This window comes from Sphingomonas sp. PL20 (assembly GCF_017875905.1).
Taxonomy (GTDB): Bacteria; Pseudomonadota; Alphaproteobacteria; order Sphingomonadales; family Sphingomonadaceae; genus Sphingomonas; species Sphingomonas echinoides.
The window spans coordinates 2,753,155-2,777,131 of sequence record NZ_JAGINH010000002.1 but is presented as its reverse complement, the minus strand read 5'-3'; the positions used below and the strand labels follow the sequence as shown (position 1 = coordinate 2,777,131).

The 23,977-nt window shown below is 64.1% G+C and carries 22 protein-coding genes; 10 read left to right on the top strand and 12 right to left on the bottom strand.

What is annotated here, in order from left to right:
- The first annotated feature begins 30 nt into the window (after positions 1-30).
- From H4W01_RS13045 to H4W01_RS13010, 8 genes are all read left to right on the top strand, one after another.
- Positions 31-675 carry a sigma-70 family RNA polymerase sigma factor gene (locus H4W01_RS13045; RefSeq protein ID WP_010403948.1) on the top strand — a complete coding sequence of 215 codons (645 nt, stop codon included), beginning with the start codon at positions 31-33 and terminating at the stop codon, positions 673-675.
- Between the two features lie 280 nt (positions 676-955).
- Positions 956-3,625 (top strand): bifunctional [glutamine synthetase] adenylyltransferase/[glutamine synthetase]-adenylyl-L-tyrosine phosphorylase, encoded by a 2,670-nt coding sequence (locus H4W01_RS13040; RefSeq protein ID WP_209611492.1) that lies wholly within the window; start codon positions 956-958, stop codon positions 3,623-3,625.
- Positions 3,622-4,092 (top strand): peroxiredoxin, encoded by a 471-nt coding sequence (locus tag H4W01_RS13035; RefSeq protein WP_209611490.1) that lies wholly within the window; start codon positions 3,622-3,624, stop codon positions 4,090-4,092. The genes H4W01_RS13040 and H4W01_RS13035 overlap by 4 nt, the downstream gene beginning before the upstream one ends.
- A 223-nt stretch (positions 4,093-4,315) precedes the next feature.
- On the top strand, positions 4,316-5,509 hold the full coding sequence (locus H4W01_RS13030) for a M23 family metallopeptidase (RefSeq protein WP_010403942.1): 1,194 nt from the start codon (positions 4,316-4,318) through the stop codon (positions 5,507-5,509).
- 62 nt (positions 5,510-5,571) lie between these two features.
- Entirely contained in the window at positions 5,572-5,913 is a 342-nt protein-coding gene (gene erpA / locus H4W01_RS13025; RefSeq protein WP_010403941.1) for an iron-sulfur cluster insertion protein ErpA, read from the top strand.
- A 30-nt stretch (positions 5,914-5,943) separates the two neighbouring features.
- The gene (xth, locus tag H4W01_RS13020) at positions 5,944-6,714 is read left to right on the top strand and encodes an exodeoxyribonuclease III (protein WP_010403940.1); all 771 of its coding nucleotides are present in this window, start codon (positions 5,944-5,946) and stop codon (positions 6,712-6,714) included.
- A gap of 41 nt (positions 6,715-6,755) precedes the next feature.
- A complete protein-coding gene (locus tag H4W01_RS13015) occupies positions 6,756-7,556 on the top strand; it encodes a transporter (RefSeq protein WP_209611488.1) in 801 nt (266 codons plus the stop codon).
- 182 nt (positions 7,557-7,738) lie between these two features.
- Positions 7,739-7,993, top strand: coding sequence for a hypothetical protein (locus tag H4W01_RS13010; protein ID WP_010403936.1), 255 nt, complete (start codon positions 7,739-7,741; stop codon positions 7,991-7,993).
- A gap of 63 nt (positions 7,994-8,056) precedes the next feature.
- Here H4W01_RS13010 and H4W01_RS13005 read toward each other — a convergent pair whose 3' ends face one another.
- Positions 8,057-9,214: an N-acetyltransferase gene (locus tag H4W01_RS13005; RefSeq protein ID WP_209611486.1), complete on the bottom strand. Its 1,158-nt coding sequence runs from the start codon at positions 9,212-9,214 to the stop codon at positions 8,057-8,059.
- A 122-nt stretch (positions 9,215-9,336) separates the two neighbouring features.
- Between H4W01_RS13005 and H4W01_RS13000 the strand changes: the two genes are divergently transcribed.
- Complete coding sequence (locus H4W01_RS13000) at positions 9,337-10,437, top strand: fatty acid desaturase family protein (RefSeq protein WP_209611484.1); 1,101 nt, start codon at positions 9,337-9,339, stop codon at positions 10,435-10,437.
- Between the two features lie 97 nt (positions 10,438-10,534).
- Here H4W01_RS13000 and H4W01_RS12995 read toward each other — a convergent pair whose 3' ends face one another.
- The 11 genes from H4W01_RS12995 to H4W01_RS12945 form a co-directional block, all read right to left on the bottom strand.
- Positions 10,535-12,613, bottom strand: coding sequence for a catalase (locus H4W01_RS12995; RefSeq protein ID WP_435804024.1), 2,079 nt, complete (start codon positions 12,611-12,613; stop codon positions 10,535-10,537).
- Between the two features lie 96 nt (positions 12,614-12,709).
- Positions 12,710-13,807 (bottom strand): LPS export ABC transporter permease LptG, encoded by a 1,098-nt coding sequence (gene lptG / locus H4W01_RS12990; RefSeq protein ID WP_010403927.1) that lies wholly within the window; start codon positions 13,805-13,807, stop codon positions 12,710-12,712.
- Positions 13,804-15,015: an LPS export ABC transporter permease LptF gene (gene lptF, locus H4W01_RS12985; RefSeq protein ID WP_010403925.1), complete on the bottom strand. Its 1,212-nt coding sequence runs from the start codon at positions 15,013-15,015 to the stop codon at positions 13,804-13,806. Before lptF ends, lptG begins: the two co-directional genes overlap by 4 nt.
- Positions 15,016-15,105: 90 nt before the next feature.
- A complete protein-coding gene (locus H4W01_RS12980) occupies positions 15,106-17,061 on the bottom strand; it encodes an ATP-binding protein (RefSeq protein ID WP_209611479.1) in 1,956 nt (651 codons plus the stop codon).
- Between the two features lie 50 nt (positions 17,062-17,111).
- Positions 17,112-18,374: a serine palmitoyltransferase gene (spt, locus tag H4W01_RS12975; protein WP_209611477.1), complete on the bottom strand. Its 1,263-nt coding sequence runs from the start codon at positions 18,372-18,374 to the stop codon at positions 17,112-17,114.
- Between the two features lie 4 nt (positions 18,375-18,378).
- A complete protein-coding gene (locus tag H4W01_RS12970) occupies positions 18,379-18,621 on the bottom strand; it encodes an acyl carrier protein (protein WP_010403920.1) in 243 nt (80 codons plus the stop codon).
- A 60-nt stretch (positions 18,622-18,681) separates the two neighbouring features.
- Positions 18,682-19,587 carry an NAD-dependent epimerase/dehydratase family protein gene (locus tag H4W01_RS12965; protein ID WP_209611475.1) on the bottom strand — a complete coding sequence of 302 codons (906 nt, stop codon included), beginning with the start codon at positions 19,585-19,587 and terminating at the stop codon, positions 18,682-18,684.
- Positions 19,588-19,609: 22 nt separating this feature from the next.
- Positions 19,610-20,728 carry a glutamate 5-kinase gene (proB, locus tag H4W01_RS12960; RefSeq protein ID WP_209611472.1) on the bottom strand — a complete coding sequence of 373 codons (1,119 nt, stop codon included), beginning with the start codon at positions 20,726-20,728 and terminating at the stop codon, positions 19,610-19,612.
- Positions 20,729-20,777: 49 nt separating this feature from the next.
- On the bottom strand, positions 20,778-21,338 hold the full coding sequence (locus H4W01_RS12955) for a Uma2 family endonuclease (RefSeq protein ID WP_209611470.1): 561 nt from the start codon (positions 21,336-21,338) through the stop codon (positions 20,778-20,780).
- 44 nt (positions 21,339-21,382) lie between these two features.
- A complete protein-coding gene (obgE, locus tag H4W01_RS12950) occupies positions 21,383-22,426 on the bottom strand; it encodes a GTPase ObgE (RefSeq protein WP_209611468.1) in 1,044 nt (347 codons plus the stop codon).
- Positions 22,427-22,461: 35 nt separating this feature from the next.
- A complete protein-coding gene (locus tag H4W01_RS12945) occupies positions 22,462-23,043 on the bottom strand; it encodes a TetR/AcrR family transcriptional regulator (RefSeq protein WP_029622467.1) in 582 nt (193 codons plus the stop codon).
- A 56-nt stretch (positions 23,044-23,099) separates the two neighbouring features.
- On the opposite strand from H4W01_RS12945, the gene H4W01_RS12940 reads away from it, so the two are divergent.
- Positions 23,100-23,960, top strand: coding sequence for a metal-dependent hydrolase (locus H4W01_RS12940; RefSeq protein ID WP_209611465.1), 861 nt, complete (start codon positions 23,100-23,102; stop codon positions 23,958-23,960).
- Positions 23,961-23,977 lie beyond the last annotated feature (17 nt).

Genomic DNA, 23,977 nt, shown 5'->3' with positions numbered 1-23,977 from the left:
TCTGTGTTCCGCTACGCGAGACTATATTTCATGACCGACGCGATCGACCAGGACGAAGACGAAACCGTGCCCGAGGTCGTCGAGCACGTTTCGCTTTCCGACGCCGAGTTCAAGACGCAATTGGCCCAGGTCATTCCGCATTTGCGCGCCTTTGGGCGCTCGCTTTCGGGAAATCGCGACCTTGCCGACGATCTGGTGCAGGAAACGCTGATGAAGGCGTGGGCGGCGCGGCTGCGCTTCCAGGCCGGGACCAACATGCGGGCATGGACCTTTATCATCCTGCGCAACCTCTATCTCAGCCAGATGCGTCGCGCGCGTTTCAAAGGCGAGTGGGACGATCTGGTGGCGGACCGTATCCTTGCCGCGCCAGCCAGCCAGGATAAGCACGTCGAACTGGGTGATATGCAGCGTGCCTTGCTGCATTTGCCGCAGCCACAGCGTGAAGCGCTGATCTTGGTGGGTGCCGGCGGCTTTGCCTATGAGGAGGCCGCAGAGATTTGCGGTGTTGCCGTCGGTACAATCAAGAGCCGTGTCGCACGCGGACGCGTCGCACTGGAGGCGGTGATGAGCGACAATACGCTCGCGTCGCGTCGCACGCATACCAACGAGCCGGGCATGACCGCGCTGGATACCATCATGGGGGAAGTGGACGAACTCAGCCGCGATCGCGGCTGAGAACCACTATTTCACGATTTTCGGTGCGATCGAAACGCGGTCGAGCGCTTGCAGCAGGTCCGAGAAACCCGCATCTGCGTCCGGCGTGGCGTAGGCAGCATGAAGCGTGACCCTCAACACGTCCGAGCGTGACGGAGCAGTGACCACATAGAGCCGATCACTCTGGTGCTGCTGATAAGGGCTATCGAACATTGACATAAGTCAATAACGGATGATGCCTCCTTTTGTTGCTTGTCTATTGTGCCATATCGGCCTGAAATCATGGCGATACAGGAAAGACATGGTTTTCGACTCGCCTATCATCGATGCCGTGACGCGTGCGCGCCGATGGTCGCCGTTCCTGAGTGTCGTGTTGCAGCGCGAGCCCGAGATGGCTGCGATGTTGGAAAAGGGGGCGCTCCCGGCGCTTGAGACGCTGGCGCACGATCTGACGGATATGGCGATGCCGCGACGCCTCAGGCTCGAGCGGCGGCGGCTGGCGCTTCGGGTTGCGATTGGCGATCTGGCCGGACTGGACGATCTGACGGCAGTGACGCATGCCCTGTCCGATTTCGCCGATCGCGCGCTCGATGCCGCGATTGCCACCGCCATCGCGGAACGGACCCCCGATGCCGCCCCGCAAGGTTTTGTCGCAATCGCGCTGGGCAAGCAGGGCAGCCGCGAGCTCAACTATTCGTCGGACATCGACCCGATCTTCCTGTTCGACCCCGTAACCCTCCCGTGCCGCCCGCGCGAAGCACCGGAAGAAGCGGCCGTTCGCATCGGCAAGCGCGTGGTGGAAATCCTGCAGGCGCGCGATGGTGATGGCTACGTGCTGCGCGTGGATTTGCGCTTGCGCCCGTCGCCCGAGGTGACGCCGATTGCCTTGTCGGTCGATGCGGCGCTGTCTTATTATGAATCCCTGGCCCTGCCGTGGGAACGCGCAGCGTTCATCCGCGCCCGCGCGGCGGCTGGCGATATCGCGCTCGGCACGCGCTTTCTCGAGGCGGTGAAACCGTTCGTGTGGCGGCGCGCGCTCGATTTTGGGGCGATCGGCGAAATTCGCGGCATCTCGCGCCGAATCCGCGATCATCACGCGCGGGGGCAAGCGTTCGGCCCGGGATTTGACCTGAAACGCGGCCGTGGCGGTATTCGCGAGGTCGAATTTTTCGCGCAAATTCACCAGTTGATCCATGGCGGGCGCGACCCCGCGCTGCGCGTACCGGCCACGCGGGATGCGCTGGAGGCGCTGGCGACGGCGGGCTGGGTTGATGAGGAAGAAGCAGCGGCGCTGGTGCGCGCCTACACACTGTTCCGGACGATCGAGCACCGCGTGCAAATGGTCGATGACCGCCAGACGCACCATCTGCCGACGGGCGACGCGCTCGACGGTGTTGCGAAGCTGCACGGATTGGAAAATGCCGACGCGCTGCTGGATCTGTTGCGGCCACATGTCCGGGCGACGGCGGCAAGCTATGATGCGCTGGACCCGGAAGACAGCGATTCGCTGTCTTTCGACCGCGACCATCTTGCGTCCCAGCTAAGCCTGGCCGGTTTTGGCGATGCGGACGTGGCAACGCAACGCATCGAGCAGTGGCGGAGCGGCACCTATCCGGCTTTGCGCAGCCCGGCGGCGCGGTCGGCGCTCGAGGCGGTTTTGCCCGGCCTGGTTGCCGCGCTGGGCAAGGCACCCGACCCGCAAGGCGCGATCGTTCGGCTGGACAGGATGCTGGCGCGGCTGTCGAGCGCGGTCAATTTCTTCCGCCTGCTGGAGGCGCGGCCTGCACTGGCGCGGTTGCTGGGGTTGATTCTCAGCCATGCCGAGACGCTGGCCGAAGAATTGGCACGGCGGCCGGAACTGTTCGACGGACTGATCGACGCAACCGCACTCGATCCGGTGGCCGATACGGCGACGCTCGCTCGCGAAATGGCGGCGGGGGCGGATTATCAGGCACGGCTCGATCATGTGCGACGCGTCGTCGGCGAGAAGCGCTTCGCCCTGGGCACGCAAATCGTGTCGGGTGCGTCGGATCCACTCGCGGTTTCGGCGGGCTATGCGCGTGTGGCGGAGGCGGCGATCGAGGTGCTGGCCGAGGCGACGATCACCGAGTTTTCGGGCAGCCATGGCACTGTGCCCGGCAGCGAGCTGATCATTCTGGCGCTTGGGCGGATGGGCGGGGGCGCACTGACCCATGCCTCTGACCTTGACCTCATCTATCTCTTCACCGGCGATCATCTGGCCGAATCCGACGGACCCAAGCCGCTCGGGGCGGTGCTCTATTACAACCGGCTGGCGCAGCGTATCAGCGCCGCGCTCTCGGTGCCGACCGCTTCGGGACCACTGTATGAGATCGACACCCGCTTGCGGCCATCGGGCACGCAGGGTCCGCTCAGCGTCTCGTTGGAAGGTTTTGCACGCTATCAGCGCGAAAGCGCGTGGACGTGGGAGCATATGGCGCTGGCCCGGGCACGGCCGGTGTTCGGATCGCCCGCCGCGCGCGCCGCCGTCGACACGGTGATGGGGGACGTGCTGCGCGGCGATCGTCCGGTGCGCAACGTCGTGGCCGACGCGATCGCGATGCGCGCCGAAATGGCGGCGCACAAGCCGCCGCTCGGCCCGCTTGATGCAAAGCTGCTGCCGGGCGGTTTGGTCGACCTCGAATTTGCCGTCCATATGGTGCAACTTGAGAGCGGCCTTGGCCTCGATCCCAATTTGCGCAGCGCGATCGCGGCGTTGGTCGCTGCAGGACGGGCCCCGCCGGAGATGCTCGCCGCGCAGGATTTCCTGACGCGGCTGCTCGTCACGTTGCGGCTGGTTGCGCCCGATGCCCAGCCGCCGCGGCCAGCGACACAGACTCTGGTCGCGCGGGCGCTGGGGCTGGCGGACTGGGCCGACGTTCTTGCATCGCTCGATCGGACTCGGCAGGAGGTTGCAACCTGGCTGGCGGATGTGGAGGGTGTGCGACCATGAAGATCATCGAAGAAGGCGGGGCGCTTCCTGCGATTGACCTTGCTACCCCGACCGGGGATCGCCTCAACCTGCGCGACTATGTCGGAAAGATTTTCGTCCTGTATTTTTACCCCAAGGACGACACCTCCGGCTGCACGCGCGAAGCGCAGGATTTCAGCAGCCATTATGCGGAGTTCCAGGCGCTGGGAGCCGCCGTTCTCGGCGTTTCGCGCGACACGCCGGCCAAGCACCAGAAGTTCATCGACAAATATGATCTGACGGTGCCGCTTGCCACCGACGATACCGATGCAGCGATGCAGGCGTTCGGCGTGTGGGTCGAAAAGAAGCTGTACGGCAAGACCTATATGGGCATCGATCGCTCGACCTTCCTGTTCGATGCGGCGGGCATTCTGGTCCGCGATTGGCGCAAGGTGAAGGTGCCCGGGCATGTCGTCGACGTGCTCGAGGCGGTTCGCGCGCTCGGGTGACCGATTCGATTCGCGGGCTTTACGGATAGCCTTAACGATTTGCCCAACGACTCGGCGCAACGATCAGCCGCTTCAACGTGACCTGTCGCGGAAGGCCTTGCCCGAGTGTCACAAACTCCGTCACACACTGGCCGTCCGGATGCAGGGGGGCTGTATGCGGGCGATAGAGGGGCGGGCGCTGGCGTTTTCCGGCATTCGCATAAAAATAGGTCGCCGGGGTCACATGAACTCAATTTCGATTGCGTCTGGCGTGCGGCTGGTGTCGCGCCTCAAGGCCTATTTCAAGACCCGCGACTTTATCTTTCATGATGGACGCGACCTGAAGCGCTTCAGCCTCGGCGCGCGCGCGCAGGCCACGATGGCGGGCGTTGCCGGCGTTACGCTGTGCTTCTCGGCCTATGGCGTGGCGCAGGCCGCCGTTGGCGCGGTCGCGATGACGGGCATCGTCGGTGCGCCGCTGTCGCCCGAAGCCAAGGTCGCCCAGATGCAGGTCCGCGTTCGCAAGATGCAGGCCGATGTCGCCTCGATCAAAGCCGCCGCGCAGGCGCATGCCAAGCGCGTCGAACAGCGCCAGGCGCTGCTGGTTGCGGTCGTTTCCGGCAAGGGGGATGTCGCCGCGCTGTCGCAGCCAACGCCGACGATCGATCCCAAGGCCGACGCGTTGGCCGCTGATGTGGTCGCACCGCTCAAGAAGGTCGAGCAGCAGCAAGTTGCGGTCGCCGCGCGCGCGCAACGTGTTGCCGAGCAGCGTTTTGTCCGCGCCGTCGCGCATGTCCGCAGCCTTGGTCTGGCACCGGAACGCCTGATGCCGCGCCAGCCCGCCATGGGCGGCCCGTTCGAAGCGGCCGATAGTGCAGCGGCAGAGGCCGATTTGCGCGCCGACACCCAGTTCCGCTCGCTGTTCATGACCTGGAAGAAGCTGGATACGCTGGAGCATGGCGTCATCGCGATTCCGTCGGCGCAGCCGGTCGAGCATCTGGCCTTCACCAGCAATTACGGCATCCGGTCCGATCCGTTCCGCGGGACCGCCGCAATGCATGCCGGTGTCGATATCCCAGGGCCGGTCGGCACGCCGGTCTACGCGACTGCCGATGGTATGGTGGATCGCGCCGAGCGTTCGGGCGGCTATGGCAATTTGGTCGAGCTCGACCATGGCAAGGGGATCCAGACCCGCTACGGCCATCTGTCCAAGATCCTGGTCGAGGCAGGCACGCGCGTGCATCGTGGGCAGTTGATCGCGTTGATGGGCTCGACCGGGCGTTCGACCGGGCCGCATCTGCATTATGAAGTGCGGATCGATGGCCATGCGGTGAACCCGGTGCCGTTCCTGCAAACCGCCGATTATCTGCTCGCGGCGCAGGATCGCTCGATCCACACGATCCCGGTGGCGGTGGGCGGCCCGGCTGCGGCGGACTGATCGCGCAAAACGTTGGGCGGCGCGCGGTTGCCGATCCCGGCACGAGCGCCTATCTCTTGCGCATGGATGCTATCCTCGCCCCCGACATCATCTTGACCCCATCCGCCGCCGCACGCGTTGCGACGATTGCGGCGAAACAGGGCAAGCCCGCTATCTTGCGCCTGTCGGTTGATGGCGGCGGCTGCTCGGGCTTCCAGTATAAATTCGGTTTTGCCGAATCGGTCGACGCCGATGATGCGATTGCCGAGCAGGACGGCGTCCGCCTGGTGGTCGATTCGATCAGCCTTGATCTCGTGCGCGGATCGGCGGTGGACTATGTCGAGGAACTCGGCGGTGCCGCTTTCAAGGTGACCAACCCCAATGCCGCGTCGGGTTGCGGTTGCGGTTCCAGCTTCTCGGTGTAACGTCCGCCCCGGACAAAGGGGCGCTGCTGCGTGAAGATCGTTACTTACAATATCAATGGCATCAAGGCGCGCCTGCCGCGCCTGCTGGAGTATCTCGCCGAACAGCAGCCCGATGTGGTGTGCCTGCAGGAGCTCAAGACCAGCGACGAGACCTTCCCCGAGGCCGATATCCGCGCCGCCGGATATGGCGCGGTGTGGCACGGGCAGAAGAGCTGGAACGGCGTGGCGGTGCTCGCCAAGGGGCAGGACCCGATCGAGCGGCAGCGCGGCCTGGCGGGCGAGACCGAGGACGATCACAGCCGCTATCTCGAAACCGAGGTGAATGGCGTGACGATTGCGTCGCTGTATCTGCCCAATGGCAATCCCCAGCCAGGGCCCAAATTCGACTATAAACTGCGCTGGATCGATCGGCTGGCGGCGCGCGCGCGCGACTTGCTGGCGGAGGAAACGCCGGTCGTGCTGGCGGGCGACTACAACGTCATTCCCAATGATGACGACACCTATTCGGTGCGGGCGATGCAGGACGATGCGTTGATGCAGCCTGAAAGCCGGGCGGGCTTCCGGGCATTGCTCGCGCAGGGCTGGACCGATGCATTGCGCACGCGGCATCCCGGTGGGGGCGTATGGACCTTCTGGGACTATCAGGCGGGCGCGTGGCAGCGCGATGCGGGTTTCCGCATCGATCACCTGCTGCTGAGCCCGGTCGCGGCCGACCGTCTGATCGATGCTAGCGTCGACAAGGCCTATCGCGGGCGCGAAAAAGCAAGCGACCATGCACCCACTTGGGTAGAACTGCGTTAGACCCGCAACGGCCCGCAGGGAGGTCGTGCGGAGGATGCTGCATGACGCTACGCTACGGGGGATTGGCGGCCATCGCGATGCTGGTGCCGGGCGTGGCACATGCCGAGGACCGAAGCTATTGCCCGACCCGGCCAAGCCTGGGAACGACCGCATGCACGATCGCGCCGAAGCACGTCTCGGTCGAAACCGCGATCACCGACTGGACGCTCGACAATCAGCCTGATCGGCGCACCGATACGGTGCTGCTGGGGGACACGTTCGTGCGCGTCGGCGTCACCGATACGATCGAGGCGCAATTCGGCTGGACGCCCTATGGCCATGTCCGCACCCGCGACAAGGCGACGCAGACTGTCGAAAACGCCGGGCGGGTTGGCGACGCGACGCTGGGGTTCAAGGCGAACCTGCTGCATCCGGACGGCAATGGGGCCTCGATTGCGGTGCAGCCCTTCTTCAGCATGCCGGTTGGCCGCGCGCCGGTGGGGGCGGGTGACTGGGGTGCCGGTGTTATCGTTCCCGCGACCTTGGATCTCAGCAAAACCGTCAATCTGGTTACCACCAGCGAGCTGGATGCCGCCGTCAATCTCAGCGGTCATGGTCGCCATATCGCGTATTCGGAGGTCGTCGGCGTCGGCGTGAAACTGGCGCATCACCTGACCGTCACGCTGGATAGTCAGGTGCTACGCGACGAGGATCCCGAGGCGAAGACCACACAAATGCTGGGATCGGCGTCGCTTGCGTGGAAGGCGCGGAAGGATCTGCAATTCGACGTGGGCGCGGTCGCCGGGCTCAATCGCGCGGCACCGGACATGGAACTTTATGTCGGGATTTCGCGGCGCTTCTGACCCAGGCCCATCCCATCAAATCGGACAAGTTCCCGAAAATTGGCGGGCATTGCTATTCATTTCCGGTTCAAGAATATCGATAAGTCTCTGAAAATAGGCCCTTTCAGTGTTTGGCATGAGTAATGCACTAACACGGTTGCGGGCCGACCACCGGAACCCGCCGATCTAGCGGAGGACCGACCATGACCAACCTTTTCCTGATTGCCTCGAGCGCCTTGCTGAGCGTCACCGCATCGCCCGTCGTTGCACGCGATGCCAAGCCCGTTGCTGCCGAAAGCCAGCCAGTGGGATCGACCCAGCGTGCGCCGAGCGAAAAGACCGCGCAGAAATACTGCGTGGTCGATACCGTCACCGGATCGCACCTGTCGCATAAAATTTGCAAGACGCGGCAGGACTGGATCAGCCAAGACGGTTTCGATCCGCTCGCCAAGCAGTGAGCGCAACGGGAGGGCGGTGCCGCGATCCTGCGCGGCACCGCAACCCGGCGGCAGACACGGGCGCTACAGCGTCTTGCCGTAGATCCAGTACCGTTTGTTGATCGTGCATTCGATCGCTTCGGCGATCGAGCGCATGCCTTGATTGTCTTCCAGGATCCAGCCGATCTCGCCGCGCGTGGCACCATAATTGGCGACCGACGCCCGCTTGATATATTCGATCATCATGAAGGCGAGCTGGCTTGCCAGGCGCGAGGATTGCAGCTCTTTCAGCACCCCCATCAGCGGCACGCGCATCGTTTTTACGCGCGGCCGACGCAGCCACAGCAGCAGCTTTGCCCAGCCGAAGGGCAGCAAATTGCCGCGCAAGGGCATGATCGCCTCGTTGAGATCGGGCAGTGTGATCATGAAAGCGACCGGCTTGCCGTCGACTTCCGCAATGCGGATCAAGTCGTTGAATACGATCGGCTTCAGCTTGACACCGACATCCTTGATCTCGGGCGGCGTCAACGGCACGAAGCCCCAATTGTCCGACCAGGCATCGTTCAGGATCGTCAGGATGATGGCGGCTTCTTCGTCGAACTTGGTCTTGTCGACGTTGCGGATACGGATGCGCGGGTTTTTCTCACCCGAGGCGATGATTCGCTGCAGCAGCGGCGAAAACGGCTTGGTGATATCAAGCTCATAGGTCAGCAATTCCTTGACCTGGGTATAGCCTGCCGCCTCGATCCAGCCGCGATATTCGGGCTTGGCATGGCCCATCATGATCGTCGGCGGGTGATCGAACCCCTCGACCAGCAGACCGGGCTCTTCCCAGATCGACATGCTGATCGGGCCCAGCACGCGCGTCATCCCCTGGTCGCGCAGCCATCCTTCGGCAGTGGCGATCAGCGCCTTTGCGATATCGCCATCCTCGGCGTCGAGCAGGCCGAACTGGCCGCAACCGGGGCCGAAGCCCTTGGCCGGGTCCATCTCCAGCGCCAGCGTGTCGATATGCGCGGAAATGCGGCCGACAACCTTGCCGTCGCGCTCGGCCAGGAACAGTTGCGCCTTGGCATGGCTGAACCAGCCATTCTTGGCGGGGGTGATCAGCCCGAGCGCTTCGCCCTTCAGGGGCGGCACCCAGTTGGGATCGTTGGCGTATAAGCGGAAGGGCAGGTCGACGAAGCGCTTGCGATCGGCTTTGCTGTCGATCGGGCGAATGGAAAGCGGAGCGTTGGCCACGGGCAGGTCACCTCAAGGAAAGCGAGCGAGCAGTCTCGCGTGCAGCGGCTGGTGTCAAGCGTGCCACTAACCCCCTGTTGCTGCCACCATCTAGCCACTATCTTCCTGCAATGGCGCACTCCATGAACACTTCGCTTTCCCTGCAGCGCGACGCTGCGGTGCCCGCTGACATCGCACCGCGCGTGCGATTGTCGACGATTGCCGATGACAAGGCGATGCTGCGTACTGCGGCGGAACTGACCCGCGATTTGAACGCGCCCAGCCCGGCGATCTATTGGACCGACCTGCTGGTCTCGTCCGTGATCGGCTATGGCGCGCTTGCGGTCGCGCTGAGCGTCGGATCGATCGGATGGGCGATCGTGGCGGGTGTGGTTGCGGTGCTGGCGCTGTATCGCGCGGGCAGCTTCATTCACGAAGTAACGCACATCCGGCATACCGCGCTGCCCGGCTTCCGCCTCGGCTGGAACATCATTGCGGGCGTTCCGTTGCTGGTGCCCTCGTTCATGTATGAAGGCGTCCACAATCTGCATCACGCGCGCACGCGCTATGGCACGATCGACGACCCGGAATATCTGCCGCTCGCATCGATGAAGCCGTGGACACTGCCCGTGTTCATCCTGACCTCGATGCTGGCACCGGTTGCGTTGCTGGTGCGCTATGCGGTGCTGACCCCGCTGTCGCTGGTGATACCCGGCATGCGCCGCGTGCTGATCGAGCGCTATTCTTCCTTGTCGATCAATCCTGCCTTCCGGCGCCGCATGCCCGAGGGCGCGGCGGCCGTGCAGTGGCGCTGGCTGGAGGCTGGATGCAGCGTCTGGGCGATCACGCTGGTCGCGCTGGTCGCTACTGGGGTGTTTCCGCTCGGCAAATTCGCGATCCTGCTGGCGATCACTTCGGGCGTCTATGTGCTCAACCAGATCCGCACGCTGGTCGCGCATCTGTGGGATAATGACGGGGAAGTGATGACCGTCACTGCGCAATATCTCGATTCGGTCAACGTGCCGCCGCCCGCCACCCTGCCGCTCTTGTGGGCACCGGTCGGCTTGCGCTTCCACGCGCTGCACCATTTGCTGCCGGGTGTGCCGTATCATCACCTGTTGGAGGCGCATCGTCGGCTGGTGGTCGCGCTGGGTGCTGATTCGCCGTATCATAAGGCGAATTATGCGGGGCTGCCCGGTCTGGTTGCGCGACTGGTGCGCAGCACGATGGGGCGGCGCGCTTAACCCGCCCCGGACATTCACGGCGCGCACGCTGCGCCGGATAACGAAACGGCTGCGGCGAGGAGACCCTTGCCGCAGCCGTTTTTCGTTTTCCCATTGATTAGGCGAGCGTGCGCACCTTGGGTTCGCGGTCCCAATAGCGGCGCTTGGCTGCCTCGACGAATCCGCCGAGATCGGTCACACCTTCATCCGGTTCGACACCGGCCTTGTCGAGCAACGGTTGCGCCGCCGCACTTGCGCCGATCGCCTTGAGATGGCCAAAGGCGTCCATCACCCATTGCACCGCCGCCGCTTCCTTCAGCAGCATCGCGCAACCCTCCTTGGACAGCACCACCGCGCAGGCATCGACCGTCACGGATGGCTGTCCGGCCAATTGCGCATCGGCCTTCACCGTGCTGCCGTCCGACAGTTTTACCGCGCCGACCTTGGGCGCGATGGTCAGCGGGTGACCGCCTGCGGCCTTCACCGCCTTGGTGACATTGGCGAGTTCGCCCGCATCGCTGCCATCGGCGAACAAAATGCCGACCGTCCGCCCTTCGAGCGTCGCCTTCTCCAGCGGCCCGCGAATGATGCGGAGCGCAGGCGAGGGATCCATGTCGAGCACCGGTGCCGCCGTGGCGGACGCCTTGGGCAGTTTCATGCCCAGGCCGTCGGCGACTCGCTGCGCGAGATCCTCATCAACGTTGCGCAGATTCGCCATCATCGCGATGCGGATATGCTCGATCGACACCTTTGACAGCTCGAACACGAAGGCCGAGGCGATATGGGCTTGCTCGGCCGGGTCCATCGACCGGAAGAACAGCCGCGCCTGGCTGTAATGGTCGGCAAAGCTTTCCGGCCGGATCCGCAGTTTCTGCCCGTCTTCGTCCGCCGGGAAGGTCTTATACCCGTTTTCCGGGTCCTCGCGCGCGCCGCCCGGCTCGCCCGCTTTGGCTAGGCTGTTGGGCTCATAATTGGCCCGTCCCTTGGGCACTTGCATTTGCATGTGTCCATCGCGCTGCTGGTTCAGGAACGGGCAGCCTTCGCGCCCCTTGGCCGTGTTGATTGGCAATTGGTGGAAATTGACCGAGCCGAGACGCGACAATTGCGTGTCGGTATAGCTGAACAGGCGCCCCTGCAGCAGCGGATCGTTGGAGAAGCCGATGCCCGGGACGACATGGCTCGGCACGAAGGCGACTTGCTCGGTTTCGGCGAAGAAATTGTCGGGATAGCGGTCGAGCACCATCTTGCCGACGATGCGCACCGGCAGCACTTCCTCGGGGATGATCTTGGTCGCGTCGAGCACGTCGTACGGCTGGCTGTTGGCAAAATCCTCGTCGAACAATTGCACGCCCAATTCCCATTCGGGATAATCGCCCCGGCCGATCCGCTCGAACAGGTCGCGACGGTGGAAATCGGGGTCTGCACCGGCGATCTTGACGGTCTCATCCCAGATCGTCGAGGCAAGCCCGGCTTTGGGCTTCCAGTGGAATTTGACGAAAGTGCTCTTCCCCTCGGCCGAGATGAAGCGGAAGGTGTGGATGCCGAACCCCTCCATATTGGCAAGGGTGCGCGGCAGCGTGCGGTCCGACATCGCCCACAGCGCCATATGCGTCGCCTCGGGCATCAGCGAGATGAAGTCCCAGAAGGTGTCATGCGCGGACGCCGCCTGCGGGAAACCACGATCGGCCTCCATCTTCACGGAATGGATCAGGTCGGGAAACTTGATCGCGTCCTGGATGAAGAAGACCGGAATGTTGTTGCCGACCAGATCCCAATTGCCCTCGCGGGTATAGAATTTGACGGCGAAGCCGCGCACGTCGCGCGGGGTGTCGACCGATCCCGCGCCCCCGGCGACCGTGGAAAAGCGCGCGAACACTTCGGTGCGCTGGCCCTTTTTCTGGAACAGGTCGGCGCAGGTGATGTCGGCCAGGCTGTCGGTGCATTCGAAATAGCCATGCGCAGCACTGCCGCGGGCGTGGACGATGCGTTCGGGGATGCGCTCATGGTCGAAATGGTTGATTTTCTCGCGGAAAATCTCGTCTTCCAAAAGCACCGGGCCGCGTGCACCCGCCTTCAACTGATTCTGATTGTCGCTGATCGGGATGCCGTGGTTGGTGGTCAGTACCGGATGTTCGTCATCCGCCACCTGATGGGTTTCGCCGCCAGTGCCGGCGTTCAGGGCAGTGTCCTTGGTCATGATCATCCTCGCCTTGTGCGGGGATCTAACGGCCTGAAAGCGCAACGGGTTTCGGCGAGCGTGAATTAAATACGACGATCGCTCGTTTTATCGAGGCTATTCCTCGGTGCGGATCAGCACCGCTTCGCCGATCATGAAGAACAGCAGGAAGGGGGCCCAGGCCGCGAGAAACGGGGGGTAGGCCCCAAGATTGCCCATCGCCAACGCGAAATTGTCGGCGACGAAATAGAGGAAGCCGAGCATCATCCCGATCACCGCGCGGACGAACAGCTTGCCCGATCGCGCCAGGCCAAAGGCAGCGACCGCGCCCAGCAGGGGCATCAGCACCGAGGACAGAGGCCCCGCCAGCTTATGCCACATCGCGCCCTCCAGCGCCTTGGTCGGGCGACCACCGGCCTTCAGATCGGCAATCGTATCGCGCAGCGCGCCGAACGACAGTCCATTGGCATCGATGTTCGACAGCGCAAATTGATCGGGCCGCACATCGCGGCCAATCACCACGGTTCCGACCTTCGCCAACTTTCCGCTGGCAACGTCAAAATGTGTTGCCGGGCTGACTTTCCAGCCGCCCGCGACCCGCACGCCGGTCTTGGCGGTAATGATGCCGACCAGATTGCCGCCGGTGCGATCAAACAGTGTAATGCCCGACAGCCGGGTCGCATCGCCGCGTCCCCGCACCTGATCGACTTGCAGCAGATCGTCGCCGTCGCGCACCCATACGTTGGTGCGGTCGCCCCGGTCCACCGGCACCGGGCCATATTCGACCTTCTGCCATTGATCGAGCGTGGCGGTCGCGCGGCTGACGATACGGTCGTTGAAGGTGAAGGAAATGAAGGCGACGCCCAGGCTGGCGATCAACAGCGGGGCGAGCACTTGATGCGCCGACATGCCCGATGCCTTCAGCGCGATCACTTCGCTATTCTGGTTGAGCGTGGACAGCGTGATGATCGTGCCCAGCAACACCGAGAAGGGCAGGAATTGCGCAATGATTTCGGGGATGCGCAGCGACAGATAGCGCAGGATCTCGGGCTGGCCATTGCCAGCATGCGCCAGAATGTGGCCCGATTCGGTCAGCAGGTCGAGCGCCTGCAACACCAGCACCAGCATCATCAGCACAGCGAAGGTGCGCGTGAGGAACATCTTGCCCATGTAGAGCGCGACGGTGCGCGAGGGGAAAAGGTCGAGTGCGGTCATGCCGCCGCTTCCTTGGATCGGTTGGCGTCGCGCCGACCGGGCATCAATTTGCCAATCGCCTTGCCGAGCTTCGAGAAAACCCGCTCCAGCGCGCCGATCGGTTGCCCGCCGGGGACGAAGGCGATGGTGTAGAACATCCAGAGCGTCAGCCCGGTAAAGACAGTGAACGGAATCCAGATCGCCAGCACTGGATCGATCTTGCCGAGGCCGCCCACCGCCTGCGCATATTCGTTCACCTTGTGATACGCCACGATCATGATGATCGCGAGGAATACGCCCAGCGCCGATGTCGAACGTTTGGGAGGGATGCCGAGCGCGAGCGCAAGCAGCGGCAGCACCAGGATCGAGAGCACTTCGGCGGTGCGGAAGTTGAAGGCGGCGCGGCTGGTGTCGCGTTCCTCCTTGGTCGCCCCATGATCGGTGCCGACGCGGACCAGTTCGGGCAAGGTCCGCTCCAGATTTTGGCCCCCGCGGATGCGGAAGTTCTCGGTCTTGGGTAGGGAGATCGGCAAGCTGAACGCGGTAAAGCGCAGCACACGCGGCGACGCAACGCCCGCTTCGGTGCGGATCAGCGTACCATCGTTCAGGCGGAAAATGATCTCGTCGGGATTGTCGATCGCGAAAAATTGTCCGCTGGCGGCAGTCACGGCAATCGAGCCGCCCTTGCCGTCGTCGCGCCGCAGGAAGATGCCCGAGAGCTTGCGGCCATTGTCATGGCTCTGCTCGATCCGGAGCGTCATGTTGTTGCCGAAATGGGTGAATTCGCCGACTTTGATCGACGCGCCCAGCGCGCCGGTGCGCAATTCGAAGCGCAACTTTTCGTAATTGTAGCGCGCATCGGGCTGCACAAAGCCGACGATCGCAAAGTTGAGCAAGCCGAGCGTGATCGCATACATATACGGCACGCGCAGCATCCGCGGATAGCTCATGCCAACGGCGCGCATCACGTCGAGCTCGGAGGACGTCGCCAGCTTGCGGAAGGCGAGCAGCGTGCCGAGCAGCAGCCCGACCGGAATGCCGAGCCCGACATATTCGGGCAGCAGATTGGCGAGCATCCGCCATACCACGCTGACCGGGCCGCCCTCGGTCGCCACGAAGTCGAACAGGCGCAACATGCGGTCGAGCACCAGCAACATCGCGAAGATGACCAGTGTCGAGAACAGCGGCACCGCGATCAGTCGGGCCATGTAGCGGTCGATGGACTTCATGATGGGAGGAAGCTGGCCTCTGGCCGGAGGGGAGGGGGAACCCGCATGATGCGGCTATATCGGTGTGTGTGCCGTCCGTCAGCTACGAAATCATTCGGCGGCGACTGCGGTGGGCGCGGCGCGTGCCGATCGCGCGTCCAGCGCTGCGGCAATCGCCCGTTCGAGCCCGGCCAGGGTAAAGGGTTTGCGCAGAACATGATGGCCGCCAAATTCGACCTCACCACCGGCTTCGCCAGCATAACCGGTGACGAACAGCACCGCCATATCGGTGTGGCGATGCTGGAGCGCCGCGACCATTTCGGGGCCGGTTTGCCCCGGCATCAGCACGTCGGACATCAGCAGGTCGACATGCGCGAGCTGATCGAGCGCCGCCGGAGCCGCAAGCGGATCGCTGCAGGCAACGGGGCGATGCCCGAGTTCGCGCAGGGCACCGATCGTCGCGGTCAGAACGCGCGGATCATCCTCCACGACAAGGATGTCGAGCGTCGGGGTATGGGGCAGGTCGATCGCCGCATTTTCGGAATGCGGCTCAGCAACGGTGCCGTCCGCATAGCGCGGAAGATAGATCGTAACCGTGGTGCCCCGCCCGACCTCCGAGCGAAGTCCAACCTCGCCCTCGGCCTGGCGGACAAAGGCGAAGACCTGGCTGAGGCCGAGGCCAGTGCCCTTGCCGGCGGGCTTGGTGGTGAAAAAGGGTTCGAATACGCGCTCCAGCAGCTCCGGCGTCATGCCGCAGCCGGTGTCGGCAACACTCAGCGCGACATATTCCCCGGCGCGGCACGTGCCGACCGCACCTTCGGCCAGCGTTTCGGCGGCAGCGGTAATGGTCAACTGGCCGCGCCCGTTCATCGCATCGCGGGCATTGACGGCGAGGTTCAGGACGGCGTTTTCAAGCTGGTGCCGATCCGATCGCACCAGCCATGCCGCGTCATTGGCGGCGTTAACCGTAACCTTGATGCCGTCGCCGAGCGTGCGGTCGAGCAAATCGGACATGCCCTTGACCAGCGCGACCGGTTCGATCGGCTCCGATCGCAGCGCCTCTTCGCGCGAAAAGGCGAGCAATTGCCGGGTGAGCGCGGCGGCGCGGTTGGCGCCATCGGCGGCATTGTCGATATGGCGGCGCGCGGCGGCGGGATCGCCATCGATCTGCCGCTTGGCGAGTTCGAGGCCGCCCAGAACGACCGCCAGCATGTTATTGAAATCGTGCGCGATGCCCCCGGTCAACTGGCCGACCGCCTCCATCTTCTGGACCTGGCGCAACTTGCTTTCCTGCGCGAGCAGCACGGCGGATGCGCGGGCGACCGCCGCTTCCAGCTCGACCGCGCGGTCGCGCTCGGCCTCGGCTTCGGCGCGGGCGGACGCGCGTTGGCCAAGTGCGGTGACCGTCAGCCAGCCAAGCGCAATCGCCCCGAGCACGAGCAAGACGCCGAACACCGACAAGGCGCTGGCAATGGCGCTCGAGCGCGCGACCGAACTCATCGCGTCGCCCGTGCGACTGGCCAGCAGGGTGCGTTCCTGCGTTCCGATCTGGTCGAGCAGGGTGTCGATTTTGGTCAGCGACGGCGATTCGCGGGTCTTGTAGAACAGTGCGAGCGCCTGGGCGTTCTTGCCATAAAGCGTGCTGCGCGCGGTGAGCGACAATTCCTCGCGCCGCGCTTCGAAGGCCTGGCGCAACTGCTTCAGCAGCACCTGCTGTTCGCGATTGTCGTGCGTGATCTGGTCGAGCCGCGCCAATTGCTGCCCGGCCAACTGCCAGTCAGCCGAATAGGCCTGGCCCAGCGTGGTATCGGCGCTGATGACATAACGGCCCAGCGCAGCCTCGGCATGCGCCATCGTCCCGGCCAGATTGGCCGAGAGGATCATCACCTCGTAACTGTGCGTCTGCAATTTCAGCGCGCGGTCGCGCTGCCGATTCGCTTCTGCAAGCGTCAGGTTGAGCGCAACCAGCACCAGCGCCCCCAGCACCGCCACCACGACCAAGGTGACGGTGCGCCAGGCTGCGCCAGGCGCATCCACTTCGGTTGCCTCGGCCACTGTCCCGCTCATGTCAGCTATTTAGCCCAAGGGAACATTATTGAACAGGCGGTGGAGGCAGGTCAGCCGATCGCACCGGTGGCACGGCCTGCAGCGGCGAACATCGTCAGCACCGTGGCGATCTGCGCGGGCGTATGCTCGGCGCAGAGCGAGCAGCGCAGCAGATAGGTGCCGGCCGGTGTCGCCGGTGGGCGCGCCATGTTGACGTACAGCCCGCCGTCGAGCAGCGCCTGCCACATCGCCACGGCCTGTTCCTGGTCGTTGAGGATGATCGCGATGATCGCGCTGTCGGGGTTTTCGGTGCCGAGCTTGAAGCCCAATGCCTTCAGCCCACCATGCAGCGATCGCGCATTCTCCCACAATTGCTGGCGCTTCTTGTGGGAGTGCTTGAGCTTGCGGATCGAGGCGGCAGCGGTGGCGACGACCGACGGCGGCAGCGAGGCGGTGAAGATATAGGGGCGGCAGGCGAGGCGGATCGCCTCGAACTTCGGATGGTTGGAAATGCAGAAGCCGCCAACGGTGCCGACCGATTTGGAGAAGGTGCCGACGACGAAATCGACATCGCCCTCGCAGCCTTGTTCCTCATACACGCCGCGGCCATTGGGGCCGTAAAAGCCCATCGAATGCGCTTCGTCACTCAGCACCATCGCACCGTGCTTCTTGGCGACGGCGACCATTTCCCTCAGCGGCGCGATGTCGCCGAGCATCGAATAGACGCCCTCCAGCACGACCAACTTGCCCGGCTCCTTGGGCAGGCGACCGAGCCGCTTGTCGAGATCCTCGACGCTGTTGTGGCGGAAGCGGACGATCTCGGCATTGCCCTGCTGGCAGCCATCATAGATCGAGGCATGGCTGTCGGCATCGAGGATGACATATTCGCCCTTGCCCGCGAGCGTCGAGATCATGCCGAGATTGGCCATGTATCCGGTCGAAAACACGATCGCGCCCGATACGCCGTAAAAGTCGCGCAGCGCATCCTCGACCTCGATATGGTCGCGGAAGGTGCCGTTGAGCATGCGGCTGCCATTGGTGCCAGATCCGAACTGGTCGAGTGCTGCGTGACCGGCGGCGATCACGTCGGGGTCGAAGGTCATCCCCATATAATTGTAGGTGCCGAGCAGGATGGTGTCGCGCCCTGCGATGACGGCCTCGGTCGGGGATTTCACCTGCTCCATCACGATCGCGAAGGGATCGGTCACGCCGGTGTCGATCAGCGCCTGGCGTTCGGCGATCAGCGCGTCGAACTTCGACATCAGGTCGCGCTCGGGCGCGATCGTCGCCGGATCGGCGGGGAGGCTTTCGGTCACAAGGCCGGCATCGGTCATCGGATCAGCCCTTCAGCTTCGCGACGGCATCGACCAATTGGCCGACGGTTTCGATTTCCGCCTGCATGTTCATCGTGATGATGATGTCGAACTCATCCTCGATCGCCGCCACGAAATCCATCACGGTCAGGCTGTCCCATTCGAGATCGCCCTGAAAGGTCGTCGCATCACTCAGCGTGACGCCCTTTTTGTTGAAAGGTGCGATCTGCGCGGTGACGGTATCGTAAATGGCCTGGCGGTCGCTCATGGTCGGTCCTTGAAGTGTTGTAGCGCTGTGCCGTCAAAATGCGGCGGCTTTATAGCACGCCTATAACAAGCCGTTCGCGCGATACCATGCTGCCGTTGCGGCAAGCCCTTGGGGTGTCGGTACCTGCGGCACCCACATCGCCGGATCGGGGCGCTTGCCTGGGGAGGCGGTCCAGTCCGGATGGCAGAGATAGCCGACGCGGTCGGCGGTCAGCTTTGCGCCCTTCCCGCGGAACATCTGGTCGATATGGGCGGCAAGCGACAGGATAGCCTTGGGCAGCGCCACCGGCAGCACCTTGTGGCCGACCGCGACACCAACCGCGCGGGCCAATTCGGTGTAACTCCAGCCGCCCGGTTGGCCATCGTCCGGTTCGTAGATTTCGTGGGACGGGCCTGCCCCGGCAAGCGCGAGCAACAGCGCCGCGACATCGCCAACCTCGATCATCGATACGCGGCCCGCCGGAGGAAGCAGCGCGATCCCCATCCTGGCCATGCGGAACAGGTCGCGCATTTCCATGTCGCCTGGGCCATAGATGGCGGGAGGCCGCACCATCGCCCAATTGAGGCTGGACTTGGTGACCACCTGCTCGGCTTCATCTTTGGACCAGCCATAGAGGGACAGGTCAGGTTCGCGCGCCGCCAGCGACGAAACATGGACGAAGCGGCGGGCACCCGCGCGCTCGGCGGCGTCGACGACCGCTTGCGTACCCGTGATATTCCCAGCCACAAATCCGGCGCGATCGGGCGCGCTGACGACACCGGCGACATGGATAACCGCGTCCGCGCCGGTCATCAGACGACCGAGCGCTTCGGGCGTGTCGAGTGCGCCCTCGATCCACACGACGCCAGCCCGCGCGGGTTGCGGACGACGGGTAAGCGCACGCACGTCATGCCCGGCCGCGAGCGCGAGATCGATCAGCCGCGATCCGACAAAGCCGGTGCCACCGGTGATGGCGAGTACGCTCATGGTCGTGTTTCCTCTGCGTGGTTCACACCAGCGCCATATGGTTGCGGTGGATCAGCGCGGCACGCGGCGCATAGCCCAGGATCGCGGCATGTTCGTCGCTGCGCTTGCCGGTGATTGCGGCGGCATCGGCGGCATCATATTCGCTGAGGCCCCGCGCCAACGTGCGCCCGTCGGGGCCGACCACCGCCAGCAGATCGCCCCGCGCGAAACTGCCTGAAACCTGCGTCGCCCCGGCGGCGAGCAAGCTCTTGCCATCGGCCAGCGCGCGCGCGGCACCTGCGTCGATCACGATCTCGCCCTTGGCGGTCAATCCGCCCGCGAGCCATGCTTTGCGCGCAGGCGCGGTGCGTTCGGCAGCGAACACCGTGCCGCGTGCGGTTGCGTCGAACGTGGCGAGCGGATGTTCGGCATGGCCCGACACGATCGCGAGCTGCGCCCCGGCCGCCGTGGCGATGCGCGCAGCGGCGATCTTCGACACCATCCCGCCCGATCCCATCCCCGATCCCGATCCGCCATCGGCCATCGCCTCGATCCGCGTATCGATCCGCTCGACGCGCGGGATTAGCGTGGCCTCAGGGTTGGTGTTGGGGTTGGCATCGTACAGTCCGGCCACGTCCGAGAGCAGGATCACGCCTTGCGCGCCCGCCGCCTGCGCGACCCGCGCGGCGAGCCGGTCGTTATCGCCGAAGCGGATTTCTTCGGTCGCAACGCTGTCATTCTCGTTGATCACCGGCACTACGCCCAGCGACAGCAGGCGCCCGAGCGTCGCCGCGGCGTTGAGATAGCGGCGGCGATCTTCGAGGTCGTCGAGCGTGACCAGCATTTGCGCCGCAGTCAGCCCCTCGGCGGCGAGCAGTTCGGCCCAGACGCCCGACAGCGCGATCTGCCCGGTCGCAGCGGCGGCCTGTGCGTCTTCGAGGCTGGCGCGGCCGCCCTTGGGCAGCTTCAACCGCCGCGCGCCGAGCGCAATCGCGCCAGACGACACCACCGCAATTTCCTGCCCCAACCGCGTACGCGCGGCAATGTCGGCCACCAGGCTCGCCAGCCATGCCCGCCGCACCGTCCCATCGGGCGCGACGAGCAGCGACGAACCGACCTTGACGATCAGCCGTGGCGTGGAGGCGGGGGAGAAGGCGGACATTGTGACCGCGTTAGCGCGCGTAAACGCCCACGCCAACCGTCGCGTGGCTTCAGTCGCGCGCGAAAATCTCGTCGTGCGGGATGGTGAGGTCGAGCGACGGCACCGGAATGCCCCGCTCGCCTGAAAACGTCTGATCGAACCAGCCTTTGTCGGTGCGCTCGATCGTGCGGCACATTTCGTTCGATGTATCGACGAAGGCGATCGTCCGAATGCTCGGTAACGCCTGATATTCTTCGAGCTTAGTGCCTTGGTCGAACATCGCGGTGGTCGGCGAGAGGATTTCGATCACGACGGTCGGTTTATCGAGCAACTTGGCTTGTGTCAGCGCATCTCGTGGCGGCTGGTCGCAATAGATGCTGATATCGGGATAGCGGATGTCGATATCGCTGATCCGCATCGCCATGTCCGGGCCATAGGGGCGGCATCCCGTGCCGCGTAATCGGGTACGAAGCCAGGAGAAGATGTTGCCCTGCACCCAGGCGTGCGGTTCGCTGCCGCCCGCCATCATGTAAATTACGCCGCGATGCAGTTCGAACCGCTTGTCGGTGCCGAAATCCATTTCGAGGAATTCGTCGGCCGTGATCGGACGATAAACGGGATCGTGTCGCATCGCCCGATAATATCACCTCAGCGGCAACCCACCAAGGACGATCCTCAAACAGGCGACCATTCGCCCGGCGGCGTATCGTCGTCGCGCGCGGGGGCACCTTCAGCCGGGCCGATCACTTCGATAAGCCGGTCGACCACTGCGTCGATCCCCGCGCCGCCAGCGCCCGACATCGGCAGCACATCGGCCTTGCTCGCGCGCTTGAGCTTGGTGACGAGCTTCTTCACGTCGGCGGGATCGAGCGCGTCGATCTTGTTGAGGCCGATCACCTGCGGCTTATCCACAAGCCCCGCGCCGTAAGCATCGAGTTCTGCGCGGACGATCCGGTAGTTATCCACAGGGTTATCCTCAGTCGCATCGACCAGGTGCAGCAACACCTTGCAGCGTTCGATATGGCCGAGGAAGCGATCGCCGATCCCGGCACCGTCCGCAGCACCTTCGATCAGGCCGGGGATATCGGCGACGACGAATTCGCGGTTGTGGCGGCTGACCACGCCCAATTGCGGGCGCACCGTGGTGAAGGGATAAGCGCCGACCTTGGCTTGCGCATTGGTCACCGCATTGATGAAGGTCGATTTGCCGGCATTGGGCAAGCCGACCAGCCCGGCATCGGCGAGCAGCTTCAGCCGCAGCCACACCCACATTTCCTGATAGGGCCAGCCGGTGCCGTGCTGGCGCGGGGCGCGGTTGGTCGAGGTCTTGTAGGTGGCATTGCCGCGACCGCCATCGCCGCCGCGCAGAAACACGATGCGCTCGCCGGGCACGGTGAAATCCGCCAGCACTTCTTCCTTGTCCTCGCTCAGCACCTGGGTGCCGACGGGGACGCGGATGATCAGGTCGTCGCCGCCTGCGCCGGTGCGGTTCGAGCCCGACCCGCCATGTCCGCGCGGGGCACGGAAATGCTGGGTGTAGCGGAAGTCGATCAGCGTATTGAGGCCAGCGACGGCCTCGAACACGATGTCGCCACCCTTGCCGCCATTGCCGCCGTCAGGGCCGCCATATTCGATGAACTTCTCACGCCGGAAACTGACGGCACCGGGGCCGCCCGCGCCCGATCGGACGAAGATCTTTGCTTGGTCAAGAAAATGCATGACCGCTCTTTAGCGGAAATTGCGATTTTAGCCAGTCAGGCTGGCAGCACGCTGCGCGAGGCGATCAAAGCGCGCGTCGCGATGGTCCGCGCGGCCTCCGGCGGCAAGCCCAAAGCGCTCGCCATCGCCTTGCCGAGCAAGGCATCGCCCATCGCCATCAGCACGAGTTGGAGCGTGTCCTCATAGATCAGCTTCCCCGAATCCGCGTCCTCGGCCAGTTCGTCGACCAGCCGGTGGATCGCGTTGAGCACGGGGTCGAGCGCATCGTGATTACCTGACAGGATCATCCAGGTCGCCATCGCGCCTGCGCCATGGGCGAAGGCATCGAACGTGAGGTCCACCACTTCGCGCGGATCGGCATCGCCGACGCGCGCGCGCTTGGCCGCAGCGCCAATCTGCGCGGTGATCGAATCCGCGAGATGCGTGATCAGCGCCTTTTGCAGGTCCGCTGCCGAGCCGAAATGATGCAGCAAATTGGCATGCGTCCGCCCGATCCGCGCCGCCACTGCTTTGAGCGTAACCGCTTGCGGACCCTGTTCGACCAGCAGCGCACGGGCCGCGTCGATCGCGGCATCCCGTGATTCTTCCGGGGTAAGCCGTTTGCGCACTATTGACACGAGTGTAAGTAACTCATAGTTTCAGACCTGTTCTTCCCTGCTGTACGGAGTTTCCCGTGGCGAAAGCAACAAGTCCTGCAGATCTGTCGATCACACCGCGCGATCTGCGCTTCGGGCGCGGCACGGCGATGCGGCGGTGGTGGCTCAACAATGATCCCTTTGCGACCGCCTTCTACAATGCGCTGTCGGTGACCTTCCCCAAGGGCGAGGGCTTTTTCATCGAAAGCGTGCGCGCTTTCCGCGAAGGCACGCCGCCGCGCCTGCACGCCGAAATTCAGGCATTCATCAAGCAGGAAGTGATCCACACGCGCGAACATGTCGCCTTCAACCGCCATGTCACCGATCAGGGGTATGACGTGACATTGCTTGAGCGGCATATCGACCAGGCCCTGGCGCTGACCAAGGGGCGTCCGCCGATCGCTAGCCTGGCCGCGACGATGGCCTTGGAACATTTCACCGCGATGCTCGCGCATCAATTGATCGCCGATCCGCGTCATCTGTCGGGCGGAGACGAGCAGGCGGCGGCTTTGTGGCGCTGGCATGCGGCAGAAGAGATCGAACATAAGGGTGTCGCTTATGACACCTGGCTCCACGCGACGCGCGATTGGTCGCGGTGGCAGCGCTGGAAAATCAAGGCGCTGGTCATGATCGGCACGACGCAGAAGTTTTTCGCTGGGCGCTACAAGGGTATGCTAGACCTGCTGCGGCAGGACGGGATTACCGGTGCCCGGGCGCATTTCGGGATCCTGTGGTATGCGCTCGGGCAGCCGGGCATGGCGCGGAAAATCCTTGGGGCGTGGCTCGCTTTCTTCCTGCCTGGCTTCCATCCATGGAAGCATGATGATCGCGCGTTGATCGCACTGGCAGAGAGCGACTATGCTGCGGCGGTGCTGCCGAGGGCGGTGGTTGCGGCTTGAGGGATCGGGTGGGGGTT

Coding starts and splice junctions, on each gene's coding strand:
- lptF (WP_010403925.1), bottom strand. CDS start 15,015: ATGAAGTCCATCGACCGCTACATGGCCCGACTGATCGCGGTGCCGCTG.
- erpA (WP_010403941.1), top strand. CDS start 5,572: ATGGATGCTATCCTCGCCCCCGACATCATCTTGACCCCATCCGCCGCC.
- H4W01_RS13000 (WP_209611484.1), top strand. CDS start 9,337: ATGAACACTTCGCTTTCCCTGCAGCGCGACGCTGCGGTGCCCGCTGAC.
- lptG (WP_010403927.1), bottom strand. CDS start 13,807: ATGACCGCACTCGACCTTTTCCCCTCGCGCACCGTCGCGCTCTACATG.
- H4W01_RS12995 (WP_435804024.1), bottom strand. CDS start 12,613: ATGACCAAGGACACTGCCCTGAACGCCGGCACTGGCGGCGAAACCCAT.
- H4W01_RS13040 (WP_209611492.1), top strand. CDS start 956: ATGGTTTTCGACTCGCCTATCATCGATGCCGTGACGCGTGCGCGCCGA.
- H4W01_RS12965 (WP_209611475.1), bottom strand. CDS start 19,587: ATGAGCGTACTCGCCATCACCGGTGGCACCGGCTTTGTCGGATCGCGG.
- spt (WP_209611477.1), bottom strand. CDS start 18,374: ATGACCGATGCCGGCCTTGTGACCGAAAGCCTCCCCGCCGATCCGGCG.
- proB (WP_209611472.1), bottom strand. CDS start 20,728: ATGTCCGCCTTCTCCCCCGCCTCCACGCCACGGCTGATCGTCAAGGTC.
- H4W01_RS13035 (WP_209611490.1), top strand. CDS start 3,622: ATGAAGATCATCGAAGAAGGCGGGGCGCTTCCTGCGATTGACCTTGCT.
- H4W01_RS12970 (WP_010403920.1), bottom strand. CDS start 18,621: ATGAGCGACCGCCAGGCCATTTACGATACCGTCACCGCGCAGATCGCA.
- H4W01_RS13030 (WP_010403942.1), top strand. CDS start 4,316: ATGAACTCAATTTCGATTGCGTCTGGCGTGCGGCTGGTGTCGCGCCTC.
- H4W01_RS12980 (WP_209611479.1), bottom strand. CDS start 17,061: ATGAGCGGGACAGTGGCCGAGGCAACCGAAGTGGATGCGCCTGGCGCA.
- H4W01_RS13010 (WP_010403936.1), top strand. CDS start 7,739: ATGACCAACCTTTTCCTGATTGCCTCGAGCGCCTTGCTGAGCGTCACC.
- H4W01_RS13045 (WP_010403948.1), top strand. CDS start 31: ATGACCGACGCGATCGACCAGGACGAAGACGAAACCGTGCCCGAGGTC.
- H4W01_RS13015 (WP_209611488.1), top strand. CDS start 6,756: ATGACGCTACGCTACGGGGGATTGGCGGCCATCGCGATGCTGGTGCCG.
- H4W01_RS12955 (WP_209611470.1), bottom strand. CDS start 21,338: ATGCGACACGATCCCGTTTATCGTCCGATCACGGCCGACGAATTCCTC.
- obgE (WP_209611468.1), bottom strand. CDS start 22,426: ATGCATTTTCTTGACCAAGCAAAGATCTTCGTCCGATCGGGCGCGGGC.